Source organism: Mesorhizobium sp. CAU 1732 (assembly GCF_039888675.1).
Taxonomy (GTDB): domain Bacteria; phylum Pseudomonadota; class Alphaproteobacteria; order Rhizobiales; family Rhizobiaceae; genus Aerobium.
In genome coordinates this window covers 100,655-119,391 of record NZ_JBDQQR010000005.1, presented here as the reverse complement: position 1 = coordinate 119,391, position 18,737 = coordinate 100,655, and the positions used below count along the sequence as shown (strand labels likewise).

The 18,737-nt window shown below is 60.3% G+C and carries 17 protein-coding genes and 1 pseudogene; 5 read left to right on the top strand and 13 right to left on the bottom strand.

Features of this window, described 5'->3' with window-relative positions; genetic code table 11:
* Positions 1 to 137 precede the first annotated feature (137 nt).
* The gene (locus tag AAFN55_RS26275; RefSeq protein ID WP_347801988.1) at positions 138 to 1,499 is read left to right on the top strand and encodes an FAD-linked oxidase C-terminal domain-containing protein; all 1,362 of its coding nucleotides are present in this window, start codon (positions 138 to 140) and stop codon (positions 1,497 to 1,499) included.
* A 236-nt stretch (positions 1,500 to 1,735) separates the two neighbouring features.
* A pseudogene (locus AAFN55_RS26270) lies at positions 1,736 to 2,865 on the top strand (IS3 family transposase).
* A 610-nt stretch (positions 2,866 to 3,475) separates the two neighbouring features.
* Here AAFN55_RS26270 and AAFN55_RS26265 read toward each other — a convergent pair.
* The 12 genes from AAFN55_RS26265 to AAFN55_RS26210 all read right to left on the bottom strand — a co-directional run bounded on the left by AAFN55_RS26265 (position 3,476) and on the right by AAFN55_RS26210 (position 15,567).
* Positions 3,476 to 4,459: a branched-chain amino acid ABC transporter permease gene (locus AAFN55_RS26265; RefSeq protein WP_347801963.1), complete on the bottom strand. Its 984-nt coding sequence runs from the start codon at positions 4,457 to 4,459 to the stop codon at positions 3,476 to 3,478.
* Complete coding sequence (locus AAFN55_RS26260) at positions 4,459 to 5,346, bottom strand: branched-chain amino acid ABC transporter permease (protein ID WP_347801962.1); 888 nt, start codon at positions 5,344 to 5,346, stop codon at positions 4,459 to 4,461. The genes AAFN55_RS26265 and AAFN55_RS26260 overlap by 1 nt, the downstream gene beginning before the upstream one ends.
* 4 nt (positions 5,347 to 5,350) lie before the next feature.
* Positions 5,351 to 6,097 carry an ABC transporter ATP-binding protein gene (locus AAFN55_RS26255; RefSeq protein WP_347801961.1) on the bottom strand — a complete coding sequence of 249 codons (747 nt, stop codon included), beginning with the start codon at positions 6,095 to 6,097 and terminating at the stop codon, positions 5,351 to 5,353.
* A complete protein-coding gene (locus AAFN55_RS26250) occupies positions 6,090 to 6,848 on the bottom strand; it encodes an ABC transporter ATP-binding protein (protein ID WP_347801960.1) in 759 nt (252 codons plus the stop codon). The genes AAFN55_RS26255 and AAFN55_RS26250 overlap by 8 nt, the downstream gene beginning before the upstream one ends.
* A gap of 58 nt (positions 6,849 to 6,906) precedes the next feature.
* Entirely contained in the window at positions 6,907 to 8,097 is a 1,191-nt protein-coding gene (locus AAFN55_RS26245; RefSeq protein WP_347801959.1) for an acetyl-CoA C-acyltransferase family protein, read from the bottom strand.
* A gap of 17 nt (positions 8,098 to 8,114) precedes the next feature.
* Positions 8,115 to 9,734, bottom strand: coding sequence for a long-chain fatty acid--CoA ligase (locus tag AAFN55_RS26240; RefSeq protein ID WP_347801958.1), 1,620 nt, complete (start codon positions 9,732 to 9,734; stop codon positions 8,115 to 8,117).
* A 45-nt stretch (positions 9,735 to 9,779) separates the two neighbouring features.
* On the bottom strand, positions 9,780 to 11,543 hold the full coding sequence (locus tag AAFN55_RS26235) for an acyl-CoA dehydrogenase (RefSeq protein ID WP_347801957.1): 1,764 nt from the start codon (positions 11,541 to 11,543) through the stop codon (positions 9,780 to 9,782).
* 15 nt (positions 11,544 to 11,558) lie between these two features.
* On the bottom strand, positions 11,559 to 12,278 hold the full coding sequence (locus AAFN55_RS26230) for an NAD(P)H-dependent oxidoreductase (RefSeq protein ID WP_347801956.1): 720 nt from the start codon (positions 12,276 to 12,278) through the stop codon (positions 11,559 to 11,561).
* Positions 12,279 to 12,288: 10 nt separating this feature from the next.
* On the bottom strand, positions 12,289 to 13,041 hold the full coding sequence (locus AAFN55_RS26225) for an SDR family oxidoreductase (protein WP_347801955.1): 753 nt from the start codon (positions 13,039 to 13,041) through the stop codon (positions 12,289 to 12,291).
* Positions 13,042 to 13,077: 36 nt separating this feature from the next.
* Positions 13,078 to 14,304: an ABC transporter substrate-binding protein gene (locus tag AAFN55_RS26220; protein WP_347801954.1), complete on the bottom strand. Its 1,227-nt coding sequence runs from the start codon at positions 14,302 to 14,304 to the stop codon at positions 13,078 to 13,080.
* Between the two features lie 131 nt (positions 14,305 to 14,435).
* A complete protein-coding gene (locus AAFN55_RS26215) occupies positions 14,436 to 15,056 on the bottom strand; it encodes a 2-hydroxychromene-2-carboxylate isomerase (protein WP_347801953.1) in 621 nt (206 codons plus the stop codon).
* A gap of 7 nt (positions 15,057 to 15,063) precedes the next feature.
* Positions 15,064 to 15,567 (bottom strand): MarR family winged helix-turn-helix transcriptional regulator, encoded by a 504-nt coding sequence (locus tag AAFN55_RS26210; RefSeq protein WP_347801952.1) that lies wholly within the window; start codon positions 15,565 to 15,567, stop codon positions 15,064 to 15,066.
* A gap of 142 nt (positions 15,568 to 15,709) precedes the next feature.
* Between AAFN55_RS26210 and AAFN55_RS26205 the strand changes: the two genes are divergently transcribed.
* The 3 genes from AAFN55_RS26205 to AAFN55_RS26195 all read left to right on the top strand — a co-directional run bounded on the left by AAFN55_RS26205 (position 15,710) and on the right by AAFN55_RS26195 (position 17,697).
* Positions 15,710 to 15,889, top strand: coding sequence for a hypothetical protein (locus AAFN55_RS26205; protein ID WP_347801951.1), 180 nt, complete (start codon positions 15,710 to 15,712; stop codon positions 15,887 to 15,889).
* An 89-nt stretch (positions 15,890 to 15,978) separates the two neighbouring features.
* A complete protein-coding gene (locus AAFN55_RS26200) occupies positions 15,979 to 16,773 on the top strand; it encodes an enoyl-CoA hydratase (RefSeq protein WP_347801950.1) in 795 nt (264 codons plus the stop codon).
* A 579-nt stretch (positions 16,774 to 17,352) separates the two neighbouring features.
* On the top strand, positions 17,353 to 17,697 hold the full coding sequence (locus AAFN55_RS26195) for a hypothetical protein (protein ID WP_347801949.1): 345 nt from the start codon (positions 17,353 to 17,355) through the stop codon (positions 17,695 to 17,697).
* A 529-nt stretch (positions 17,698 to 18,226) separates the two neighbouring features.
* Here the strand turns inward: AAFN55_RS26195 and AAFN55_RS26190 are convergent.
* Positions 18,227 to 18,736, bottom strand: a complete 510-nt coding sequence (locus tag AAFN55_RS26190; RefSeq protein ID WP_347801948.1) for a hypothetical protein — start codon at positions 18,734 to 18,736, stop codon at positions 18,227 to 18,229.
* Position 18,737 lies beyond the last annotated feature (1 nt).

Genomic DNA, 18,737 nt, shown 5'->3' with positions numbered 1-18,737 from the left:
GGCTGGCTTTGATTCCGATCGCCGTTGACACTTGATTTACCAGTAATCAGACGCCGCGGACGGCGTGTTTGGAGGAGCACCCAGTGCAGACGACGCAACATCAAGCGCAACGCCCCGATCATCGATATGAAGACGCGATCGCTGAGTTGACGACCGCCTTCGGGGACCGGTTGTCGACAGCCGAGGCCATGCGCCGACAGCATTCGAGCCAGTTGACATGGCTGGAGAGCCAACTCCCCGATGCCGTTGTCTTCCCGGAATCGACCGACGAGGTCGCCATGATTGCCCGGGTCTGCAACGCGCATCTTGTCCCGATGATTCCATTTGGCGCAGGCTCATCCTTTGAAGGTCACGTCAACGCGCCGTACGGCGGGGTATCGATTGATCTCTCCCGGATGAACGCCATTCTGGAGGTCAATTCCGAGGACATGGATTGCCGGGTACAGCCGGGCGTGACGCGTTTGACGCTCAACGAGCATCTCCGGGACACCGGCCTGTTCTTCCCGATCGATCCCGGCGCTGACGCATCTCTGGGCGGTATGGCGGCGACGCGGGCCTCGGGAACCAACGCGGTGCGCTATGGCACGATGCGCGACAACGTCGTTGCAGTGACCGCGGTGCTTCCGAACGGCAAAATCGTGCACACGGCGCGGCGCGCACGCAAATCATCCGCAGGCTACGACCTGACACGACTGCTCGTCGGGTCGGAAGGGACGCTCGGCATCATCACCGAACTGGTTCTTCGCCTGTCGCCGATTCCGGAAGCCGTGGTTGGCGGCAGCTGTGCATTTCCGACCGTCCGGGCGGCCTGCGACGCAGTGATCGCCACCATCCAGACTGCCATTCCCATCGCGCGCATTGAGTTGCTGGACGAATTGTCGGTTCAGGCCGTCAATCGCTATTCGGGATTGGGCCTTGCAGAAACCCCTCTGCTTCTGGTCGAATTCCATGGCACGCCGGCAGGCGTTGCAGAGCAGGCTCAGCGCTTCGGGGAGATCGTCGAAGCCTATGGCGGTGGACCCTTTGCATGGTCCGAAAAACTTGAGGAACGCACCGAACTCTGGAAAGCACGACATGACGCCTACTGGGCTTGCCTTGCTCTGCGACCGGGAGCCCGCCCGATACCCACGGATGTATGCGTGCCGATCTCCCGGCTTGCGGACTGCGTCGAGGAAACAAAGCGCGAAATTGCCGAGCTTAATCTGATCGCTCCCATCGTCGGTCATGTCGGCGATGGCAATTTCCATGTGCAGCCTCTGGTCGACATGAATGATCCGGACGAGATCGAAACCGTGAAGGCGTTTATCGCGCGCATGGTCGAGCGTGCGATTTCGATGGACGGGACCTGCTCCGGTGAGCACGGCGTCGGTCAGGAAAAGCAAAAATATCTGCGCCACGAGCACGGCAATGCGACGCTCGAACTGATGCGCGTCATAAAGCGGGCGGTCGATCCGCAGACAATCATGAACCCTGGGAAGATGCTGGAGAAAGATACCTGAGTAGCGATTCTGGCGTTCTGCGTGAGGTTAGTTGTGTCGCCGCTACGAGTGGCGCGCATGGGTTTTTCGAGTTCGTGAGGGTCATTGTTCAGGAGAAGCCGTTGAGCATCTTATCTCAACACATGACGCGGTCCGATCAAAACCACCACTACGCTGGCGAAGCGCCTAAGTGTGCTTTGAATAGCCCCTAGATTTGTGGACGCCTTCTTCCCTAAATTTGAGGTAAGGAGGCCCTGATGCTGTCAGGCAATTTCACTGATGAGTTCAAGCGCGATGCTGTCGCGCAGATCACCGAGCGGGGCTATCCCGTTGCAGAGGTTTCGAAGCGGCTCGGGGTCAGTCAGCATTCACTTTATGCGTGGCGCAGGAAGTTCTCGAAGCCGTCCGTCTCGACAGATGACAATCAGGCAGCTGAGATCCGACGCCTGAAGAAGGAGTTGGCGCGCGTTACCGAGGAGCGCGACATCCTAAAAAAAGCCACCGCGTATTTCGCCAAGGATGCAAGGTGAGATACGCGTTCGTTGCCCAGCATCGCCAGCAGTTCAAGGTGCGGGAGATGTGTCGCTGCCTGCGCATCCGGCCTAGTGGCTTTTATGCTTAGCTGAAGAATCCTTTGAGCAAGCGGGCTCGAGAAGATGCACGTCAGACCGAGCTTCTCAACAAGGCCTGGAAGGAAAGCGGCAGGGTCTACGGCTATCGCAAGCTGCATGACGATCTCCTCGATCAGGGAGAGACCAGTTGCGCCAACCGCATCGCTCGTCTCGCCAGGCTGGCTGGGATCAAGGCACAGATCGGCTATAAGCGTCGGCCCGGCTCCAATGGTGGCAAGCCGTCGGTCGTGGTCGACAACACGCTTGCCCGGCAGTTCGATGTCGATGCGCCGGACAGGGCGTGGGTGACAGGTATCACCTACATCAGAACCCAGGAGGGCTTTGCCTATCTGGCCGTTGTGATCGACCTATTCTCGCGCCGCGTGATCGGCTGGTCGCTGCAGAGACGGCAGACTACTGATGTCGTGCTGCATGCTTTGCTCATGGCGATGTGGCGTCGAAAGCCGAAGAGCAAGGTCTTGGTCCATTCCGATCAAGGCTCGCAATTCACCAGCATGGACTGGGCGGCGTTCCTGAAGCACCACAATCTTGAGCACTCGATGAGCCGTCGCGGCAACTGCCATGACAATGCCGTGGCGGAGAGCTTCTTCAATCTCCTCAAGCGCGAGCGGATACGTCGCAGGATCTACCGAACACGCGAGGAGGCCAGGCAGGACGTGTTCGACTACATCGAGATGTTCTACAACCCGAAGCGCAAGCACGTCAGGAACGGGATGCTGTCACCCGTAGAGTTCGAACGGCAGCAGGAAATGTAACCCGAGGGCGTCCACGAAACTCGGGGCTATTCACTTCAAGTGCCTTGCGTTTCGAGACAGCAACGACACCTCCCCAATACCCAACCTTCTCGCTCAACGCTCAAGGCATTAGTCTGAAGGTGGCGATGGTATGGAGTTTCCAAGAAATCCAGGATCACGGTGGCTCGCAATCTCGTATTCATTCCCATGCGATATGGCAGATCAACATCCAATTCCGTTAAGGTTCATCGGACGCGTGAAGTCCGATTGACCTCAACCGGCGCGTCCCTGCTGGGATGTTTGGCGCGAGATATGACTGTTTCTGGAAATGCACCGCCTCGGCAGTTGCGAGGACCACTTCGGTCAATCCGACCATCTAACTCCACCATGCGTCGATCCACTCATGTCGACCGCTTAGACAACCGTTAATCCGGCGTGTCCGCAGACTTCTAGCAGCCAGCTTGACTAACGAGATTAGAGAACTTTTCAGCACAGCCCGCTAACACCAACCAGAAAACTACACACCGCGGAAAATTGGTCACCTAACCGCAAAAAAACGCTCAAAAATCAACCTGCTAACAACAAATCAGGAGAACAGCGCAATAAGGCTGATATGGGCTGAGGATTCAAATCAAAGAGGCTTCCCGAAACGTTTGCCTACAACACCGATTATCCCTTCACGAAACAACATAACACAAACAACGAACGTTACTCCCTGAATGACTGTTACCCATGCGCCAAACGACGCAAGATAGTTTTGCATAGTGACGATTATCGCTGCCCCTAAAATCGGTCCAAACACGGTTCCCATGCCGCCGATCAGCGTCATCAGCACGACCTCGCCGGACATCGTCCAGTGCACGTCGGTGAGCGAGGCGAGCTGGAAAACCAGGGATTTCGTTGCCCCTGCAAGTCCTGCGAGGGTCGCCGAGAGAACAAAGACGGCGAGCTTGTAGCGATTGACTCGGTAGCCGAGCGAGATCGCGCGGGGCTCGTTCTCGCGGATCGCCTTGAGCACTTGGCCGAACGGCGAATGGACGATCCTGTAGATCAGCAGCAGCCCAGCGAAGGTAATTGCTAGTACGACCCAGTAGAGCGACATGTCCGAACGAAGACTGTACAGGCCGAATAGACTGCCACGCGGCACGGCCTGGATTCCATCCTCCCCGCCCGTGAAGGGTGCCTGAATGGCGAAGAAGAAAACCATCTGCGCGAAGGCCAGCGTGACCATGGCGAAGTAGATGCCTTGCCGACGTATGGCGAGTGCACCGATGGCGAGCCCGAGGACGGACGCGGCGAGCGTGCCGGAAAGGATGGCTAGCTCGGGCGACATGCCCCACACTTTCGCCGCGTGGGCGGCAATATAGCTCGCCCCGCCGAAATACGCCGCGTGGCCGAAGGACAGCAGCCCACCATAGCCCAGCAACAGATTGAAGGCGCAGGCGAACAGCGCGAAGCACATCACCTTCATCAGGAAGACGGGATAGAGGAAAAAGGGCGCGACAAGCCCCACGGCCAGCAGCGCGATTAAGATCGCCGAGTGGTGGCGAGGCAGACCTGCCTTCGCCTGCTGAATGGCAATGCCCGTGGTTTCGGTTTCACTGGCTACCGACATTACGCGGTCCTCCCGAACAGGCCGGCCGGCTTGACCATGAGCACGATCGCCATGATGACGAAGATGACCACGGATGAAGCCTCCGGATAGAACACCCTTGTCAGCCCCTCGACGAGCCCGAGCCCGAAGCCGGTGAGGATGGAGCCGAGTATGGAACCCATGCCGCCGATGACGACGACGGCGAAGACGATTATGATGAGGTCCGCGCCCATGTTTGGGTTGACCGAGTAGATCGGCGCGGCCAGCACGCCGGCGAGCCCCGCCAGGGCCACCCCGAAGCCGTAGGTCAGCGTGATCATCAGCGGCACGTTGATGCCGAAGGCGCTCACCAGCGTCGGGTTTTCCGTGGCGGCGCGCAGGTAGGCCCCGAGCCGCGTTTTTTCGATCACGAACCACGTCCCGAGACACACGACCAGCGAGGCGGCGACGACCCAGCCGCGATAGTTCGGCAGAAACATGAAACCGAGATTCTGTCCGCCGGAAAGCTGCGGCGGAATGCTGTAGGGCAGCCCCGATATGCCGTACTGGTTGCGCAAAAGGCCTTGCATGATCAGCGCCAGCCCGAAGGTCAGCAGCAGGCCGTAGAGATGATCGAGATGATACAATCGCGAGATCATGAGACGCTCCAGCACGATGCCGAACACCCCGACGATCAGCGGTACCAGCAGAAGCGCCCACCAATAGCCGATGCCGAGATAGTTCAGCAGCATCCACGCCACTAACGCACCCAGCATGTATTGCGCGCCATGTGCAAAGTTGATGATGTTCAGAAGGCCAAAGATTACCGCAAGCCCGAGAGACAGGATCGCGTAGAACGACCCGTTGATCAGACCGAGAAGCAATTGCCCAAACAGAGCCTGCGGCGGGATTCCTATTAGCTCGAACATGGTCTCATACCCCAAGATAGGCTTCGATCTTCGCCACGTTCGCATTGAGCTGGTCGTTTTCGATCATGTCGACGACCCTGCCCTGCTCGACGACATAGTGTCGATCAGCGACGGTGGAGGCAAAGCGGAAGTTCTGCTCGACCAGCACGATGGTGAAGCCCTCTTGCTTCAGCCGTGCGATGGTCTTGCCGATCTGCTGGATAATGACGGGGGCCAGGCCTTCCGTCGGCTCGTCCAACAGCAACATCTTCGCCCCAGTGCGTAGGATGCGCGCAATGGCGAGCATCTGCTGCTCACCGCCCGACAGCTTCGTACCCTGGCTCGACAGCCGCTCCTTGAGGTTCGGGAACAGCTCGAAGATGCGATCGACGCTCATGCCGCCCGGCCTGACCTGCGGCGGCAGCATCAGGTTCTCTTCGACCGACAGCGAGGCGAAGATGCCGCGCTCCTCAGGGCAAAAGGCGATGCCCTCACGCGCCACGTGGCGGGACGGCGTATGCATCAGTTCCTTGCCCTGAAAAAGTACCGAGCCTTTACGCTTAGGCAGAATGCCCATGATCGCCTTGAGGGTGGTAGTTTTTCCCGCGCCGTTGCGGCCCAGCAGCGTGATCACCTCCCCCGGCCTCACGTCGAACGTCACGCCGTGCAGTACATGGCTTTCCCCGTACCATGCCTCGAGATTCTTAGCCGCCAGCAGCGGTGAGTCCACGGACACGTCGCGCGCGTCGCTTGTAAAAACCGCCTCAGCCATGTCCCGCTCCGATATAGGCCTCGACGACACGCGGGTCCTTCGACACGGTGGCGTAGTTGCCTTCAGCCAGTACCTTGCCCCGTGCAAGCACGGTGATGGTGTCCGACAGACTCGCCACGACCGAAAGATTGTGCTCGACCATCAGGATCGTGCGGTCGGCGGAGATGCGCCGGATCAGCGCGGCGATTCGATCGACATCCTCATGGCCCATGCCGGCCATAGGTTCGTCGAGCAGCAGCATTTCAGGGTCTAGCGCCAGCGTCGTCGCAATTTCCAGCGCCCGCTTGCGACCGTAGGAGAGGTCGGAGGCGTTGATGTTCTCGAAACGGGAAAGGCCGACATCACCGAGAAGGTGGCGTGCCTCGTCGTCAAAAGACGAAAGTACCTTCTGCGACCGCCAGAAGTCGAATGAGTCGCCGCGCTTGCGCTGAAGGGCGATGCGCACGTTCTCCAGCGCCGTGAGGTGCGGAAACACTGCCGAGATCTGGAACGAGCGCACCAGCCCCTGCCGCGCGATGTCGGCGGGCGACAGCGCGGTGATGTCCTCGCCCTTGTAGGTGATCGTGCCGCGTGTCGGCGGCAGGAATTTCGTGAGCAGGTTGAAGCAGGTCGTCTTGCCGGCTCCGTTTGGACCAATAAGTGCATGAATCGTTCCGCGACGCACGTTCAGGTCAACGCCTTCTACCGCAAAGAAGCCCTTAAACTCCTTCGTCAGCCCCCTTGCCTCCAGTATGATCGGCTCGTCTTCCATTCTCTCCTCCCACTTCACGTTGGTCGCCTGGAGCGACGATCCCGCTTTTCCTCGCCGCTCAGGACGCGGTGCTCAGGTTCTCGATAGCCAGCGCGATGCCCTGGCCTCCCCCGATGCACATCGTCACGAGCCCATAGCGCCCTCCGGTGCGCTGAAGTTCGTACAGAGTTTTCACGATGATGATGGAGCCGGTCGCCCCGATCGGGTGCCCGAGTGCGATGGCCCCGCCGTTTGGATTGAGCGTTTCCGGGTCGAGCTCGAGTTCCCTGGCGACCGCACAGGACTGCGACGCAAAAGCTTCATTGCACTCGATGACCGAGAATTCGAAGGCCTTCATCCCCGTCCTGGCCAGCAACGCCTTCACCGCCGGGATCGGGCCGACGCCCATCTCCGAAGGATCGACCCCCGCATGCGCATAGCCGATTATGCGCGCCATCGGTTTCACATTGGCGCTTTTGACCTTGCCTTCGCCCATGAGCAGAAGCGCCGCGCCGCCGTCGTTGACGCCGGAGGAGTTTCCCGCTGTAACCGAGCCACCGGCCTTGAAAGCTGGCTTCAGTCCTCCGAGGCCATCGAGCGTGGTGTCACGCTTGACATGCTCGTCCGTGTCGAAGGTGACGACCTTGCCTTTGGCTTTGACTTCAAGGGGAAGGATCTGGGTCCGGAACCGGCCTTCGTCGATGGCTGCGGCCGCACGCCGCTGGCTCTTAAGAGCGAAGCGATCCTGGGCCTCGCGCGACACGTCCCAGCGATCCGCCACATTTTCGGCCGTCACGCCCATATGCCCGTTTCCAAACGGATCGGTCAGTGCGCCGATGAGCATGTCCGTCACGGATTGGTCGCCAAACCGCGTTCCCCACCGAGCGGCCTGCGTCGAATGCGGCGCACGGGACATGGATTCGGCACCGCCGGCGATCGCGCAATCAGTGTCGCCGAGCATGATAGTCTGCGCCGCGGAGACGACGGCCTGCACACCAGAGCCGCAAAGGCGATTCAGGGTGAAGGCAGGAGCCTCTTTCGGAATTCCCGCCTCGATCGCAGCAACGCGCGATAGGTACATGTCCGAGGGCTGCGTATGGATGACGTTGCCCATCACCACATGTCCGACCTCATCCGCGTCGATGCCCGAGCGCTGAACCACCGCCTCGATGCATTTCGCTGCAAGTGTTGTCGGCGCGACGTCCTTAAGCGATCCGCCGAATGTTCCGATTGCACTACGGACGCCGTCGACGATGAATACCGTTTCCACTGCCTGTCTCCCGTCGCCTATGCGGCCGATTCGCTTGAATAGGTCTTCCTGAGTTCCGCCTTCATCACCTTTCCGGTGGCCGTGCGCGGAAGTTCGGACACGAACACAATGCGGTCGGGCAGCCACCACTTCGCTATCCGTTGGGAGAGAAAATCCCTGATCGCGCCTTCATCGATCTCGCGATCGGGATAGGGCACGACTAGCAGCAGCGGGCGCTCCATCCAGGTGGGATGAGGCACGGCGATAACGGCCGCCTCCTTGATATCCGGATGCTCAAGGGCGGCGTTCTCGACGTCGATTGACGAAATCCATTCCCCGCCGGATTTCACGAGGTCTTTGGCGCGATCGACAAGCTTGACCGCGCCGTGCCTGTCGATGCACGCGATGTCGCCGGTGGTGAACCATCCGTCCGCGTCGACGGCCCCCGCGCCTTCCCCGCGATAGTAGCCCGAGATCACGAAAGGTCCCCGCGCCTGCAACTGGCCGATATTGCTTTCCTCGCGCGGCAACGGCGTGCCGTTGTCGTTGACGACGCGTAGCTCCAGCGGGAAGAGCGAATGCCCCTGCCTGGCCTTCAGCGACGCCAGTTCCTCGCTTCTATATGATTTCGTGCGCGACGGCATGCCTCCGGCAGTGCCGCACGGACCGGTCTCCGTCATACCCCAGATATGGCAGACCTTCACTCCATGCACGTTCTCGAGCCTGTTGATCAGGCCCTCGGCGGGCGCGGAACCTGCGATCACCACCCTGCCCAAAGTCGTGGACAGGCCCGTCGCATCGAGATGGGCCGCGAAGGAGTGCCATATGGTGGGGACGCCGTTTGCGACCGTGGTGCCGGTGTTGTCAAACGTCTCCAGCAGACTGGCGGGATCGAGCCTGGTTCCAGGCATGACGAGCGCGGAGCCAGACATGGCGGCCGCGAAGGGAAGTCCCCAACTCGCATGCGCATGGTAGAGTGGTACGATGCAGCAGGCGGTGGACTGGGCCGACAGTGCAAAGAGGTCGTCGGTGCGCGCCGCCATGGCATGCAACACCAGAGAGCGATGGCTGGCCAGCACGCCCTTGGGATTGCCAGTGGTTCCGGACGTGTAGCAGAGCGATGCCCCTGTCCTCTCGTCGAACTCCCGCCAGGCGAAGGTGTCGTTCCCTTCCAGCAGGAGATCTTCGTACCAAATCGCCTTTTCGATGCATTCGGGCGCGGGGGCCGCATCGTCCAGGTGTACAGAGAATTCCAGATGTGGGGAGGCCTTCACGATCTCTGACGCCAGTTGCGCGTAGTCGACGTCGAAGAACAGCGCCCGGTCTTGCGCATGGAGCGCGATATAGACGGCTTGGTCGGTGAACAGGCGGGGGTTGATCGGGTGGCAGATGGCGCCGATCGCAGTGACGGCGTAGTAGATTTCCAGATGACGGAGGTTGTTCCACCCGAGGGTGGCGACACGGTCTCCTTCTCCTATGCCGCGGGCAGAGAGCGCGCTGGCCAGAAGACGGACACGCCCTTCCATACCAGCCCATGTGGACGATTGGATAAGGCCTTCCCTGTCCACCGAGAAGAGCGGGGTGTCGCCATGATTGGCGGCCGCGTGGAGAAGCGCCCCCGTAAGCGACAATTGACGATCCTGTATCAGCCCTCGCATGTAAGTCCTCCTGATCGATGTACAGCCCGCGCATCCGGTTAGCGCTCAAACAGCCTTGGTAGTGGTGCGCAAATATTGATCGTCCGACGCCATCACCGAGCGCATCTCGGCAGTGGCGACAGGGGCGATCCAGTCCATGAAGAAGCGCGATGTCGTCAGCTTGCGATCGTAAAAGTCGTCGCTCGCTCCTTCGGAGATCGCGTCGGCTGCCGCAATCGCGCTCCTGCAGAGCATCCAGCCCGAGAACAGACGCCCAAGCGCTCTCAGAGTCGGGACGGCCCCCGCATAGACGCGAGCCGGATCAGTCGGCGCTGTCGTCACGATAAAGTCGACAAGCCCTTCGGCGGTCTCGACCAGTCTTTCCAGCGGATTGGCAAGTGCCTCCAGCCGACCATCGCGGCTCACTCGCAGGGCGGGCAGAGTTTTGGCGACCATGCCGAGCAGGTCGCGTGCCACCGCGCCGCCGTCCCGCACTATCTTGCGCCCGATCAGGTCGTTCGCCTGGATGGCGGTCGTTCCTTCATAGATCGGAAGGATACGCGCATCCCTGTAGAACTGGGCGGCTTCGCGGTCTTCCGTGAAGCCGATCCCGCCATGCACCTGAATGCCGGCCGATGCGATCTCGACAGCGCATTCTGTCGCGTGACCCTTGTGGATCGGAACCAAGAACTCTGCCCACGCAAGGTATCGATCCCGATCCTCCGCCTCCTCGGCGAGGTCCAGCCATTCGGCGAGCTGGACGGCAAGCGCCCTGTTGGCCTCGACCTGCGACGACATAGTCATCAGGATGCGGCGGATGTCGGGATGGTGGACGATCGGGGCGCCTTCGCCGCCGAGTAGCGTCCGGCTCTGCACGCGTTCGTTCGCATAGGCGGCTGCGAGCTGATATGCGGCCTCGGAGATACCGATCCCCTGCATGCCCACCGTGAACCGGGCGGCGCTCATCATGACGAACATGTGCTCGAGGCCCCGATTCTCCTCGCCGACGAGCCATCCCTCGGCACCTTCGCCATCACCGAACGCGAGCAGACAGGTCGGGCTCGCCTTCAGGCCAAGCTTGTGTTCGATCGACACCACCTTTATGTCGTTAGCGACGCTCGACTTGCCGTCCTCACCGGGTAAAAACTTCGGCACGAGGAACAGCGAAAGCCCCCTGATACCGGTCGGCGCATCCTTGATCCGCGCCAGCACGAGATGGACGATGTTGTCGGCCATGTCGTGATCGCCGAAGGTGATGAACACCTTGCTGCCGCTAATCCGGTAGCGGTCGCCGTCGCGAACAGCCGTGGTCCTGATCTGCGACAGGTCGGAACCCGCCTGCGGCTCGGTCAGGTTCATCGAGCCCGTCCATTCCCCCGACAGCAGCTTCGGAAGATAGGTCTGCTTCTGTTCGTCGGTGCCACAGGCCAGCAGCGCCTCTATCGCGCCGTCGCAAAGCAGCATCCCCGACCCGAAAGTCAGGTTGGCGCCATTGAGCATTTCGACGGAGGCAGCGGCGAGCACCCGCGGAAGACCCTGCCCTCCCCATTCGGTCGGGAAACGCAGGCCGCCCCAGCCTGCCTCCGCGTAGGCCCGATACGCGCTGGCCAGCGCGCCCGGCACCTTGACCGTCCCATTGGAGAGTTGCGCGCCTTCCCTGTCGGACACTGCATTCGTCGGCGCCAGAACCTCCTCGTAGAAGGTTGCCGCGTGACTGATGATCGCTTCCACGGTCGCCGCGTCCACCTGCTGGCGCACCGAGGACGTTCCCTCCACAGCGGTAAGTTCGTTGATCAGAAACAGGTAGTCCCCGACGGGTGCCTTATACATCTTCGCCCTCCTGTCTCATTTCGCCACGGCGAGGTGGTCAAGCGGAAAGAGCTCACCATCGAAATTGTCAAGGCTCGGGAAACTGAGGGCAGGACGGGTATCGAGCCCACGAAGCGCCGTCTCGAAATCGTCCATGATCTTCCGCCGCTCGTCTTCCGGCAAATACGGCACATGATAAGCATAAAAGGGCTCGAGAACGTCGTAGCCGACATAGCCTAGCGTCCCGCGCAGCAGATGGCGAAGCATGTCGTTGATCTCGCCATGGATGGCTTTCGGCCCGAACATGTGCGGGCGGCCCCCAAGCGTCGCGGTCACGAACGCCTTGCGCCCGCGCAGACCGCCCTTGTCGTAGAAGCGCACGCCACCATAGAGCGGCCCGGACAGGAAGACGCGGTCGATCCAGCCCTTCAGGATCGCGGGCATTGAGAACCAGTAGAACGGGAAGTTCAGGACCAGCAGGTCGGCGGCGAGAAGCTTGTCGACTTCCTCCGCGATATCCGGCGCTAGGCTCGACGTCTCGAAGCCGTTGCGCTGTTCAAGGGCATAGACCAGATAGTCGTCCCGCTTGCGGGAGCCGAAGTCGGACGCGGACGCGACCGGATTGAACTGCTGCGCATAGAGATCGCTGACCACGGTGTCGTAGCCTTGCGCCTCGAGTACCCGCCGCGCGGTATCCTTCATCGATGTCGTGAAGGATTGCGGCTCGGGATGGGCGTGTACGATAAGTGCTTTCATGTCCGCCTCCTCACCAGGGCTCCATGTATGGCCGCACGTCCAGTTCGAAGGTCCAGGCGGTGCGCTTCTGCGTGTGCAGGAACCAGTAGGTCTCCGCGATGTGGTCGGGGTTGAGAATCCCGTCCACATCCTTCAATGCGTAGCGCTCCGGAAAGCGGTCGCGGATGAAATCGGTGTCGATCGCACCGTCGATGACGATATGGGCGACATGGATGTTCTGCGGTCCGAGCTCGCGCGCCATGCTCTGCGCAAGAGCCCGAAGGCCGTGCTTGGCTCCCGAGAAGGCTGCGAAGCCGCGGGCGCCGCGCACCGCCGCGGTGGCGCCCGTGAAGAGGATCGTGCCGCGCTTGCGAGACTTCATGACCCTGGCCGTCTCGCGGCCTGACAGGAAGCCGGCGAAACAGGCCATCTCCCAGACCTTGTAGTATTTCTGTGCGGTCGTCTCGACGATGTCGAACTGCACGTTCGCGCCGATGTTGAAGACCATGACTTCGATGGGCCCGATGTCGCGTTCGATCCGGTCGACAAGTTCGACAACCTGATCCTCCTTTCGCGCGTCGGCTCCGATGGCGACCACCTTGCCGCCGGCCGCCTTGATGTCGTCCACAAGCGGCTGGAGCTTGTCTTCCGAACGCCTGACGACGCACGCGGTAAAGCCTTCACGAGCGAACCGCTTGGCAATCGCGCTGCCAAGGGCATCGCCAGCGCCGACGACGAGCGCAACAGGACTGCGCTCGTCTGCTTTTTTCTGATCTGCGGACAATTACTTCTCCACTTCAATTGCTGTGATGCGTTGCGTTCAATTGCCTTCGACCAGGCGACAGGCGCTCTCTTCGAGCGGGCGGAAGGCCTCGTCGCCGGGGATCGTGTGCAGAATCTCGTAGTAGTCCCACGGATACTGCGCATCCTGCGGGCTCTTCACCTGAACGACATACATGTCGTGGACCATCCGGCCATCGATCCGCAGCAGTCCGTTCGTAGCGAACATGTCGTTGATGGGAAGCTCGCGCATCTTCTCCATCACGGCCGCGGCCTCGTCCGTGCCCGCCGCATCGATCGCCTTCAGGTAGTGGAGGACCGACGAATAGACACCTGCCTGCACCATGGTTGGCATCGCGCCGTGCCGCTCGAAGAAGCGCCGGGACCATTCGCGGGTTTCATCGGTGCGGTCCCAGTAGAAGCCCTCGGTCAGAAGAAGGCCCTGGGCGGTCTCCAAGCCAACGGCGTTGATGTCGGTAAGGTGCGGCAGCAGCGCGACCAGCTTCTGCCCGCTCTGCACGATACCGAACTCGCCCGCCTGCCGAAGCGAGTTGACCATATCGGCCCCGCCATTGGCGAGCGCCACGACCTGCGCCCCGGAAGACTGCGCCTGCAACAGATACGAGCCGAAGTCGGGAGCACCGATCGGATGCCGCACCGAGCCGGCCACCTGACCTCCTGCAGACGTTACGAAGGCCGACGAGTCGGATTCAAGCGCATGACCGAAGGCGTAGTCGACCGTGATAAAGTACCAGGAGTTCGAATCCGGCTGGGTCGCAAGCGTGCGCGCCGTGCCCGCGGCCAGAGCATGGGTGTCGTAGACCCAGTGCGCGCCGAAGGGCGAGCAGTTCTCGTTGGTCAAGGCCGAGCTCGCCGCGCCTGCAGCGATTGCGACCTTTTCCTTTTCCGTCGCTACTTCGAACACCGCCAGGGCGACCGACGACGCCATCATCTCGAAGATGGCGTCGACCCCCCCGTCATACCATTCGCGCGCCCTCGCCGAGCCCACGTCGCCCTTGTTCTGGTGATCCGCCGAGACGAGCTCGATCGGCTTGCCGAGAACAGCGTCGCCATGATCCTCGATGGCCATCCGTGCCGCCTCCACGGCACCCGTCCCCGATATGTCGGAATAGATGCCGGACATGTCGGTCAGCACGCCGAGCCTGACCACGTCGCCCGAAACGGTCTGGGCGTAAGCTGCCGGCGCAAGCGCACCGAGAACCGCAGCCATTGCCGTCGTCAGAAATGCCTTTTGCTTCGATGTCATCGATTTTCTCCTCCCGATGATTTCATGCGTTTACGTGTATATACAAGTAATTAGATACGCCTCTGCACGTTCTCGTTGGCTTGCGATACCCACGGTGTCGAAACTAAGTGGCAGGACTCGGATGGCCGTTCCTAGACGGCCCCCTGCGACACGTTTTGTTTCGCAGCTCCGGCTAGCGCAAGTTGCACATATTCAAGGCGATCTTGCCCGAAATGCATCTCGCCCGCGACGAAGAACGTCGGGGCACCAAACGCGCCGCGGTCGGCGGCTTCCTCCGTCGAGACACGGAGACGGTCCTTGACGTCGGCCTTTTGGCTGTCGGCTGCGATCTGCTCGAAGTCGAAACCCGCCCCGGTAACCACCTCCCTGAGGACATGCAGGTCGCCCAGGTTGCGGTCCTTCTCCCACAACGCGCCGAAGATGGCGTCCGAGAATTCGAGCAGCCGGCCGGTGGGCTCGACCGCGGTTGCAGCACGCATCAGCACCAGCGTGTTGACCGGAAAGGCCGAATTGACCTTGAATGGAATGTCGTACCGCTTGGCGATCCGCGCAAGATCCTGCCACATCCACTCCCGTTTCGCCGGCAAGTCGGTGGGCGCGGAATTCCCTACCGCTTTCAACAGGCCACCCAGCAAAAACGGGCGATACTTGACTTCAGCACCGTGGGCGCGCGCGATATCAGGCAGCCGCTTGTAGGCAAGATAGGTTGCCGGGCTTCCATAGTCGAAAAAGAACTCGACGCTTTTTGACATAGTAGACTTATCCCTCCTGGAAATGAGCTGATCTCGAAGACGGAAGCTCCGCGACCGACTTGCGCGAAGCAGACGTAACGAACTGCAGCGAACGCCGCAGGGCCGCCCATTCCGTATCGCCGAGATTGGACTGCAACCTCTCCTGTGCTTCCTGCCAATAAGGCAAAGCGCCGATCAGCCGTTCGAGACCGCGAACCGAAATCGCGACAACGCGGACGCGCCTGTCTGCTCCCGGCCGCACCTCCACCAGTCCCTCACGCTCAAGCGGCGCCAGCGTCCGGGTCAGCGTGGACCGGTCAAGCACAAGCTTTTCGGCAAGCCGGGTCATTGGTACCGCGTCGGCATAATAGAGCGCCGCAAGCAGCGAGAATTGCGCAGTCGTCAGACCGGAGGGTTCGAGCAGCCGATCATACAGTTGCGCCGTGATCCTCGTGGCCTTCCTCATCGAGGCGCATGTGCACGCATCGACCGATGTGCGCAGTGCTTCGAATACAGGGTGCACCTGCCTCATAACGAAATCCGCCTGTCGTTGATGTCTCGCCGCTTCAAGCCCGATGGACAACCGGGCATCGTTTGCATATACAATCATCTCGGGATTTGCAAGCGCAGTGGAATGAAATTCTCCCAAGCGACCGATCCCACGGAGGAGAGCTATGAAGAACGAGAGCCCAGTAGTGAGGGTAACCTATCTTGAATGCTGTGGTGTTGTTTCGGTCGTTGGCCAAGAGGACCGTGAACGGGAAAAGGCGCAGAACGAGGTCGCGATAGGCCAGTTCGCCATCCTCGGCGTCCTGTTGCTGCTGATCGTCCCCCTTCTCTGGCTCGTGCGGTAGACACGACAGGAATCTGTCCATCGGCCGAGCCCGGAAGAGTTGTAGATGTGTTGCCGCCCGTGCAGGCGGATAGTCAGGAGAGACAAGCAATGATCGAGAAACATTTCTCTGCAGAAGACGGCGTTTTGCAGATCACGATCAACCGTCCCGAAAAGAAGAATGCCATCACCTTCGAGATGTACGAGGCGTTGATCGGAGCGTTGCGGGACGCGGCCGAGCGGACCGACGTGTTCGTGGTGGTTATTGCAGGTAAGCAGGCAGCCTTTACTGTCGGCAACGATCTAGCGAACTTCGCTGAATGGCCGGAAGATGACAAGGCAACTGCTGCGTGGCGTTTCCTTGAGGCGCTCAGCACGCATCCAAAGCCAGTAATCGCTGCTGTGGACGGTCTCGCCATTGGCATTGGCACGACGATGCTACTGCACTGCGATCTCGCCTACGCAACTCCGAACGCGCGATTCCAGCTTCCCTTCGTCAGTCTGGGTCTGGTGCCGGAAGCCGCATCCTCTATCCTTTTGCCGCTGCTCGTCGGACGAAAGATCGCCGGCAATCTTCTCTTCACGGGCGAGCCGTTCACCGCTGAGGAAGCATTCTCCTTTGGCCTGCTAAACGACATCTATTCGGTCGAAGACTTTCTGCCACAGGTTATGAAAAAGGCGAAGCAGATCGCCGATAAGCCGGCGACAGCGATCCAGGCAACGAAGCGCCTTATGACATACGGACTATCTGACACGGTAAATCGTCAGATGGAACTTGAGCAGACGTCCTTTAATCACCTCCTGAAAGGTCCCGACTTTGCGGAAGCTTTTTCAGCATTTCGCGAACGCAGAAAGCCAAACTTCAGACATTCAAGCGAATCGGCCAACTTAGAACCGAACCAATGACACGCACTCCGCAGCCATGCGCTTGGAGACACACGGCGTTCGTGCAATCCTCTTGGGTGGGAGCCTATACGCTGTGTGGTTCATGTTGCTCAAGGTGCGCTCAGACGGTGAGCTGTCTCGAGAACCGGCAATGACCGCAAGTCAGATCCAGCACATAAGTTTTGCGATTACCCAGGAACAGTTGAAGGAGTCACTTCAGCCCTTTGTGCGACCGCCGGCGGGCAAGGAGTCGTTCCAACCAAAGAGATTTTTCGGGGTCACTCCATGACACTCATGGATGTCAATCGAAGCCAGCCCAGCATCTCAATCAGTTTTTCCCGTCTGGATGTCTGGGGCGGTCACTTCTCAGGTTAGCAGTAGTTGGGTTCAAGACTGCGTCATAGAACCAGATCGGCGTCTCTGTCGAATTTATAAAAGCTACTTTGGAAGTTATCGCCGTGCTTTGTTCAGTCTGTGTATTACCGGCAAGGGATTAGACCGTAACACATACTGTGAACGATATCTCCGGGGAGCAGAACAACAGAAGCAGCGTCAGTATAAGGGGGCAATCTCGGGCGCATCACGACGAGGACTGTCTGTATGCCGCATGCTTATGAAGCTATCGTATTATTGAGGGACGCAGGTGCCGTGATTGAAAGTGCGATAGGAGACCTCGAACGGTACTGCAGAGGCATTACCAGATACGAGGGCCACTATGAGCTCGATTTCGAGACCGCGACGGCGACGATCCGCGTGGAGGATGGAAGCTTGTTGATCCGGGTGCTCGCGGAAGTAGTTGTCGACAACGAGGGCTCCAAGGCGCTGATTGTAAGCCACATCCACAAGCACGCCAAATGCATGCCGGCGAATCTCCTTTGGGTTGCGGGGTCGGACGAGCCATTCGACGCAATTGTCTCTCGCAACGCCGCAAAAAACGATTTTTAGCGTGAGCTCGTCAAGCACGAGGATGCGGCCTGAAGATACAGTTACGCAGCAGGGCATCTCGAATCTGGCGAGAATATTTCGCCCAATTATGCCGGCGGCTGCCTAGTTCGCTTGAAAGTTGTGAGCCTACCGCTTGATCGAAATCGCCGCCCCGCGTGCGCGGCCCATCTGCTGACGCTGAACCTGCGCCTGATCTAGGTATATTCAAATGCCGTCCGACAATCGACCAGCATTGCCGGCCTTTAAGGCTGCCCGATCCGCGGACGTCAGCCGCCGACTGATGTCGCTCACCATGCTGTCGAGCTCGCGCCGGAACTGCCGAACGTTGTTCAATCGCGCGCTTCGCTCATGCGCCGGCGCATTGAGGATCGCGGCCAGACCTTGCGACGACGCTAGGATTTCCTGTCGGTGTCGATGCTGTTCCTCGCGATGTTGGTTCTCGACTTGGTGGCGCTCGAACTCGACCGACCGGCCATAATCCTCGAGCGCGGCGGCGAGCAGAGTAATATTGGCTTTGGCGGTCTGGTGCTCAGTGCTCTCCGCGGGCAGGAACCCTCCTGCTTGACCGGCGAGAGGTCCGACCCCGCCATTGCGCACAGTTTCTTTTGGCGAGCGGGATGGATTGTTGGAGCCAGGCCTGAATTTCGTCCTCGCGCAGGGCAGGCAGGTCGCGTGCCGATACGAGCAACGCGCCGGCAAGCACTAGGCCGGTCACGCCGCGATCCAGCCCGCGTGTGCCTTCGTCTCCCGCGGGCGCTTCCCGGCGTTTGCGCTCCGCCATCAGCCACGCGATATCTTCGCTCGATCGCGCGCGTGCTTCATCCAGCATCGCGGCGGACGCGCCACTCTCCTTCATCAGCGCGAGAACCTTCTCCCAACGGCCGGCGATATCCTCGACCATCTCATTGGACAGGCGGCGGCGTTTCGCATCCGCCGATTGCGGCTCACCTTGAGATGACTTCTCGGCATCGCGCCTGAACATCGCCATCTCGGCATCGATAGATGCTCTCAGTTCCGCTGCGGATTCCAGTCTGTCCATG

Excerpts from the sequence above, each read along its gene's own strand:
- AAFN55_RS26215 (WP_347801953.1), bottom strand. The coding sequence starts at position 15,056 with ATGTCAAAAAGCGTCGAGTTCTTTTTCGACTATGGAAGCCCGGCAACC.
- AAFN55_RS26220 (WP_347801954.1), bottom strand. The coding sequence starts at position 14,304 with ATGACATCGAAGCAAAAGGCATTTCTGACGACGGCAATGGCTGCGGTT.
- AAFN55_RS26265 (WP_347801963.1), bottom strand. The coding sequence starts at position 4,459 with ATGTCGGTAGCCAGTGAAACCGAAACCACGGGCATTGCCATTCAGCAG.
- AAFN55_RS26255 (WP_347801961.1), bottom strand. The coding sequence starts at position 6,097 with ATGGCTGAGGCGGTTTTTACAAGCGACGCGCGCGACGTGTCCGTGGAC.
- AAFN55_RS26190 (WP_347801948.1), bottom strand. The coding sequence starts at position 18,736 with ATGGACAGACTGGAATCCGCAGCGGAACTGAGAGCATCTATCGATGCC.
- AAFN55_RS26205 (WP_347801951.1), top strand. The coding sequence starts at position 15,710 with ATGAAGAACGAGAGCCCAGTAGTGAGGGTAACCTATCTTGAATGCTGT.
- AAFN55_RS26240 (WP_347801958.1), bottom strand. The coding sequence starts at position 9,734 with ATGCGAGGGCTGATACAGGATCGTCAATTGTCGCTTACGGGGGCGCTT.
- AAFN55_RS26230 (WP_347801956.1), bottom strand. The coding sequence starts at position 12,278 with ATGAAAGCACTTATCGTACACGCCCATCCCGAGCCGCAATCCTTCACG.
- AAFN55_RS26250 (WP_347801960.1), bottom strand. The coding sequence starts at position 6,848 with ATGGAAGACGAGCCGATCATACTGGAGGCAAGGGGGCTGACGAAGGAG.
- AAFN55_RS26235 (WP_347801957.1), bottom strand. The coding sequence starts at position 11,543 with ATGTATAAGGCACCCGTCGGGGACTACCTGTTTCTGATCAACGAACTT.
- AAFN55_RS26260 (WP_347801962.1), bottom strand. The coding sequence starts at position 5,346 with ATGTTCGAGCTAATAGGAATCCCGCCGCAGGCTCTGTTTGGGCAATTG.
- AAFN55_RS26195 (WP_347801949.1), top strand. The coding sequence starts at position 17,353 with ATGCCGCATGCTTATGAAGCTATCGTATTATTGAGGGACGCAGGTGCC.
- AAFN55_RS26200 (WP_347801950.1), top strand. The coding sequence starts at position 15,979 with ATGATCGAGAAACATTTCTCTGCAGAAGACGGCGTTTTGCAGATCACG.
- AAFN55_RS26210 (WP_347801952.1), bottom strand. The coding sequence starts at position 15,567 with ATGAGGCAGGTGCACCCTGTATTCGAAGCACTGCGCACATCGGTCGAT.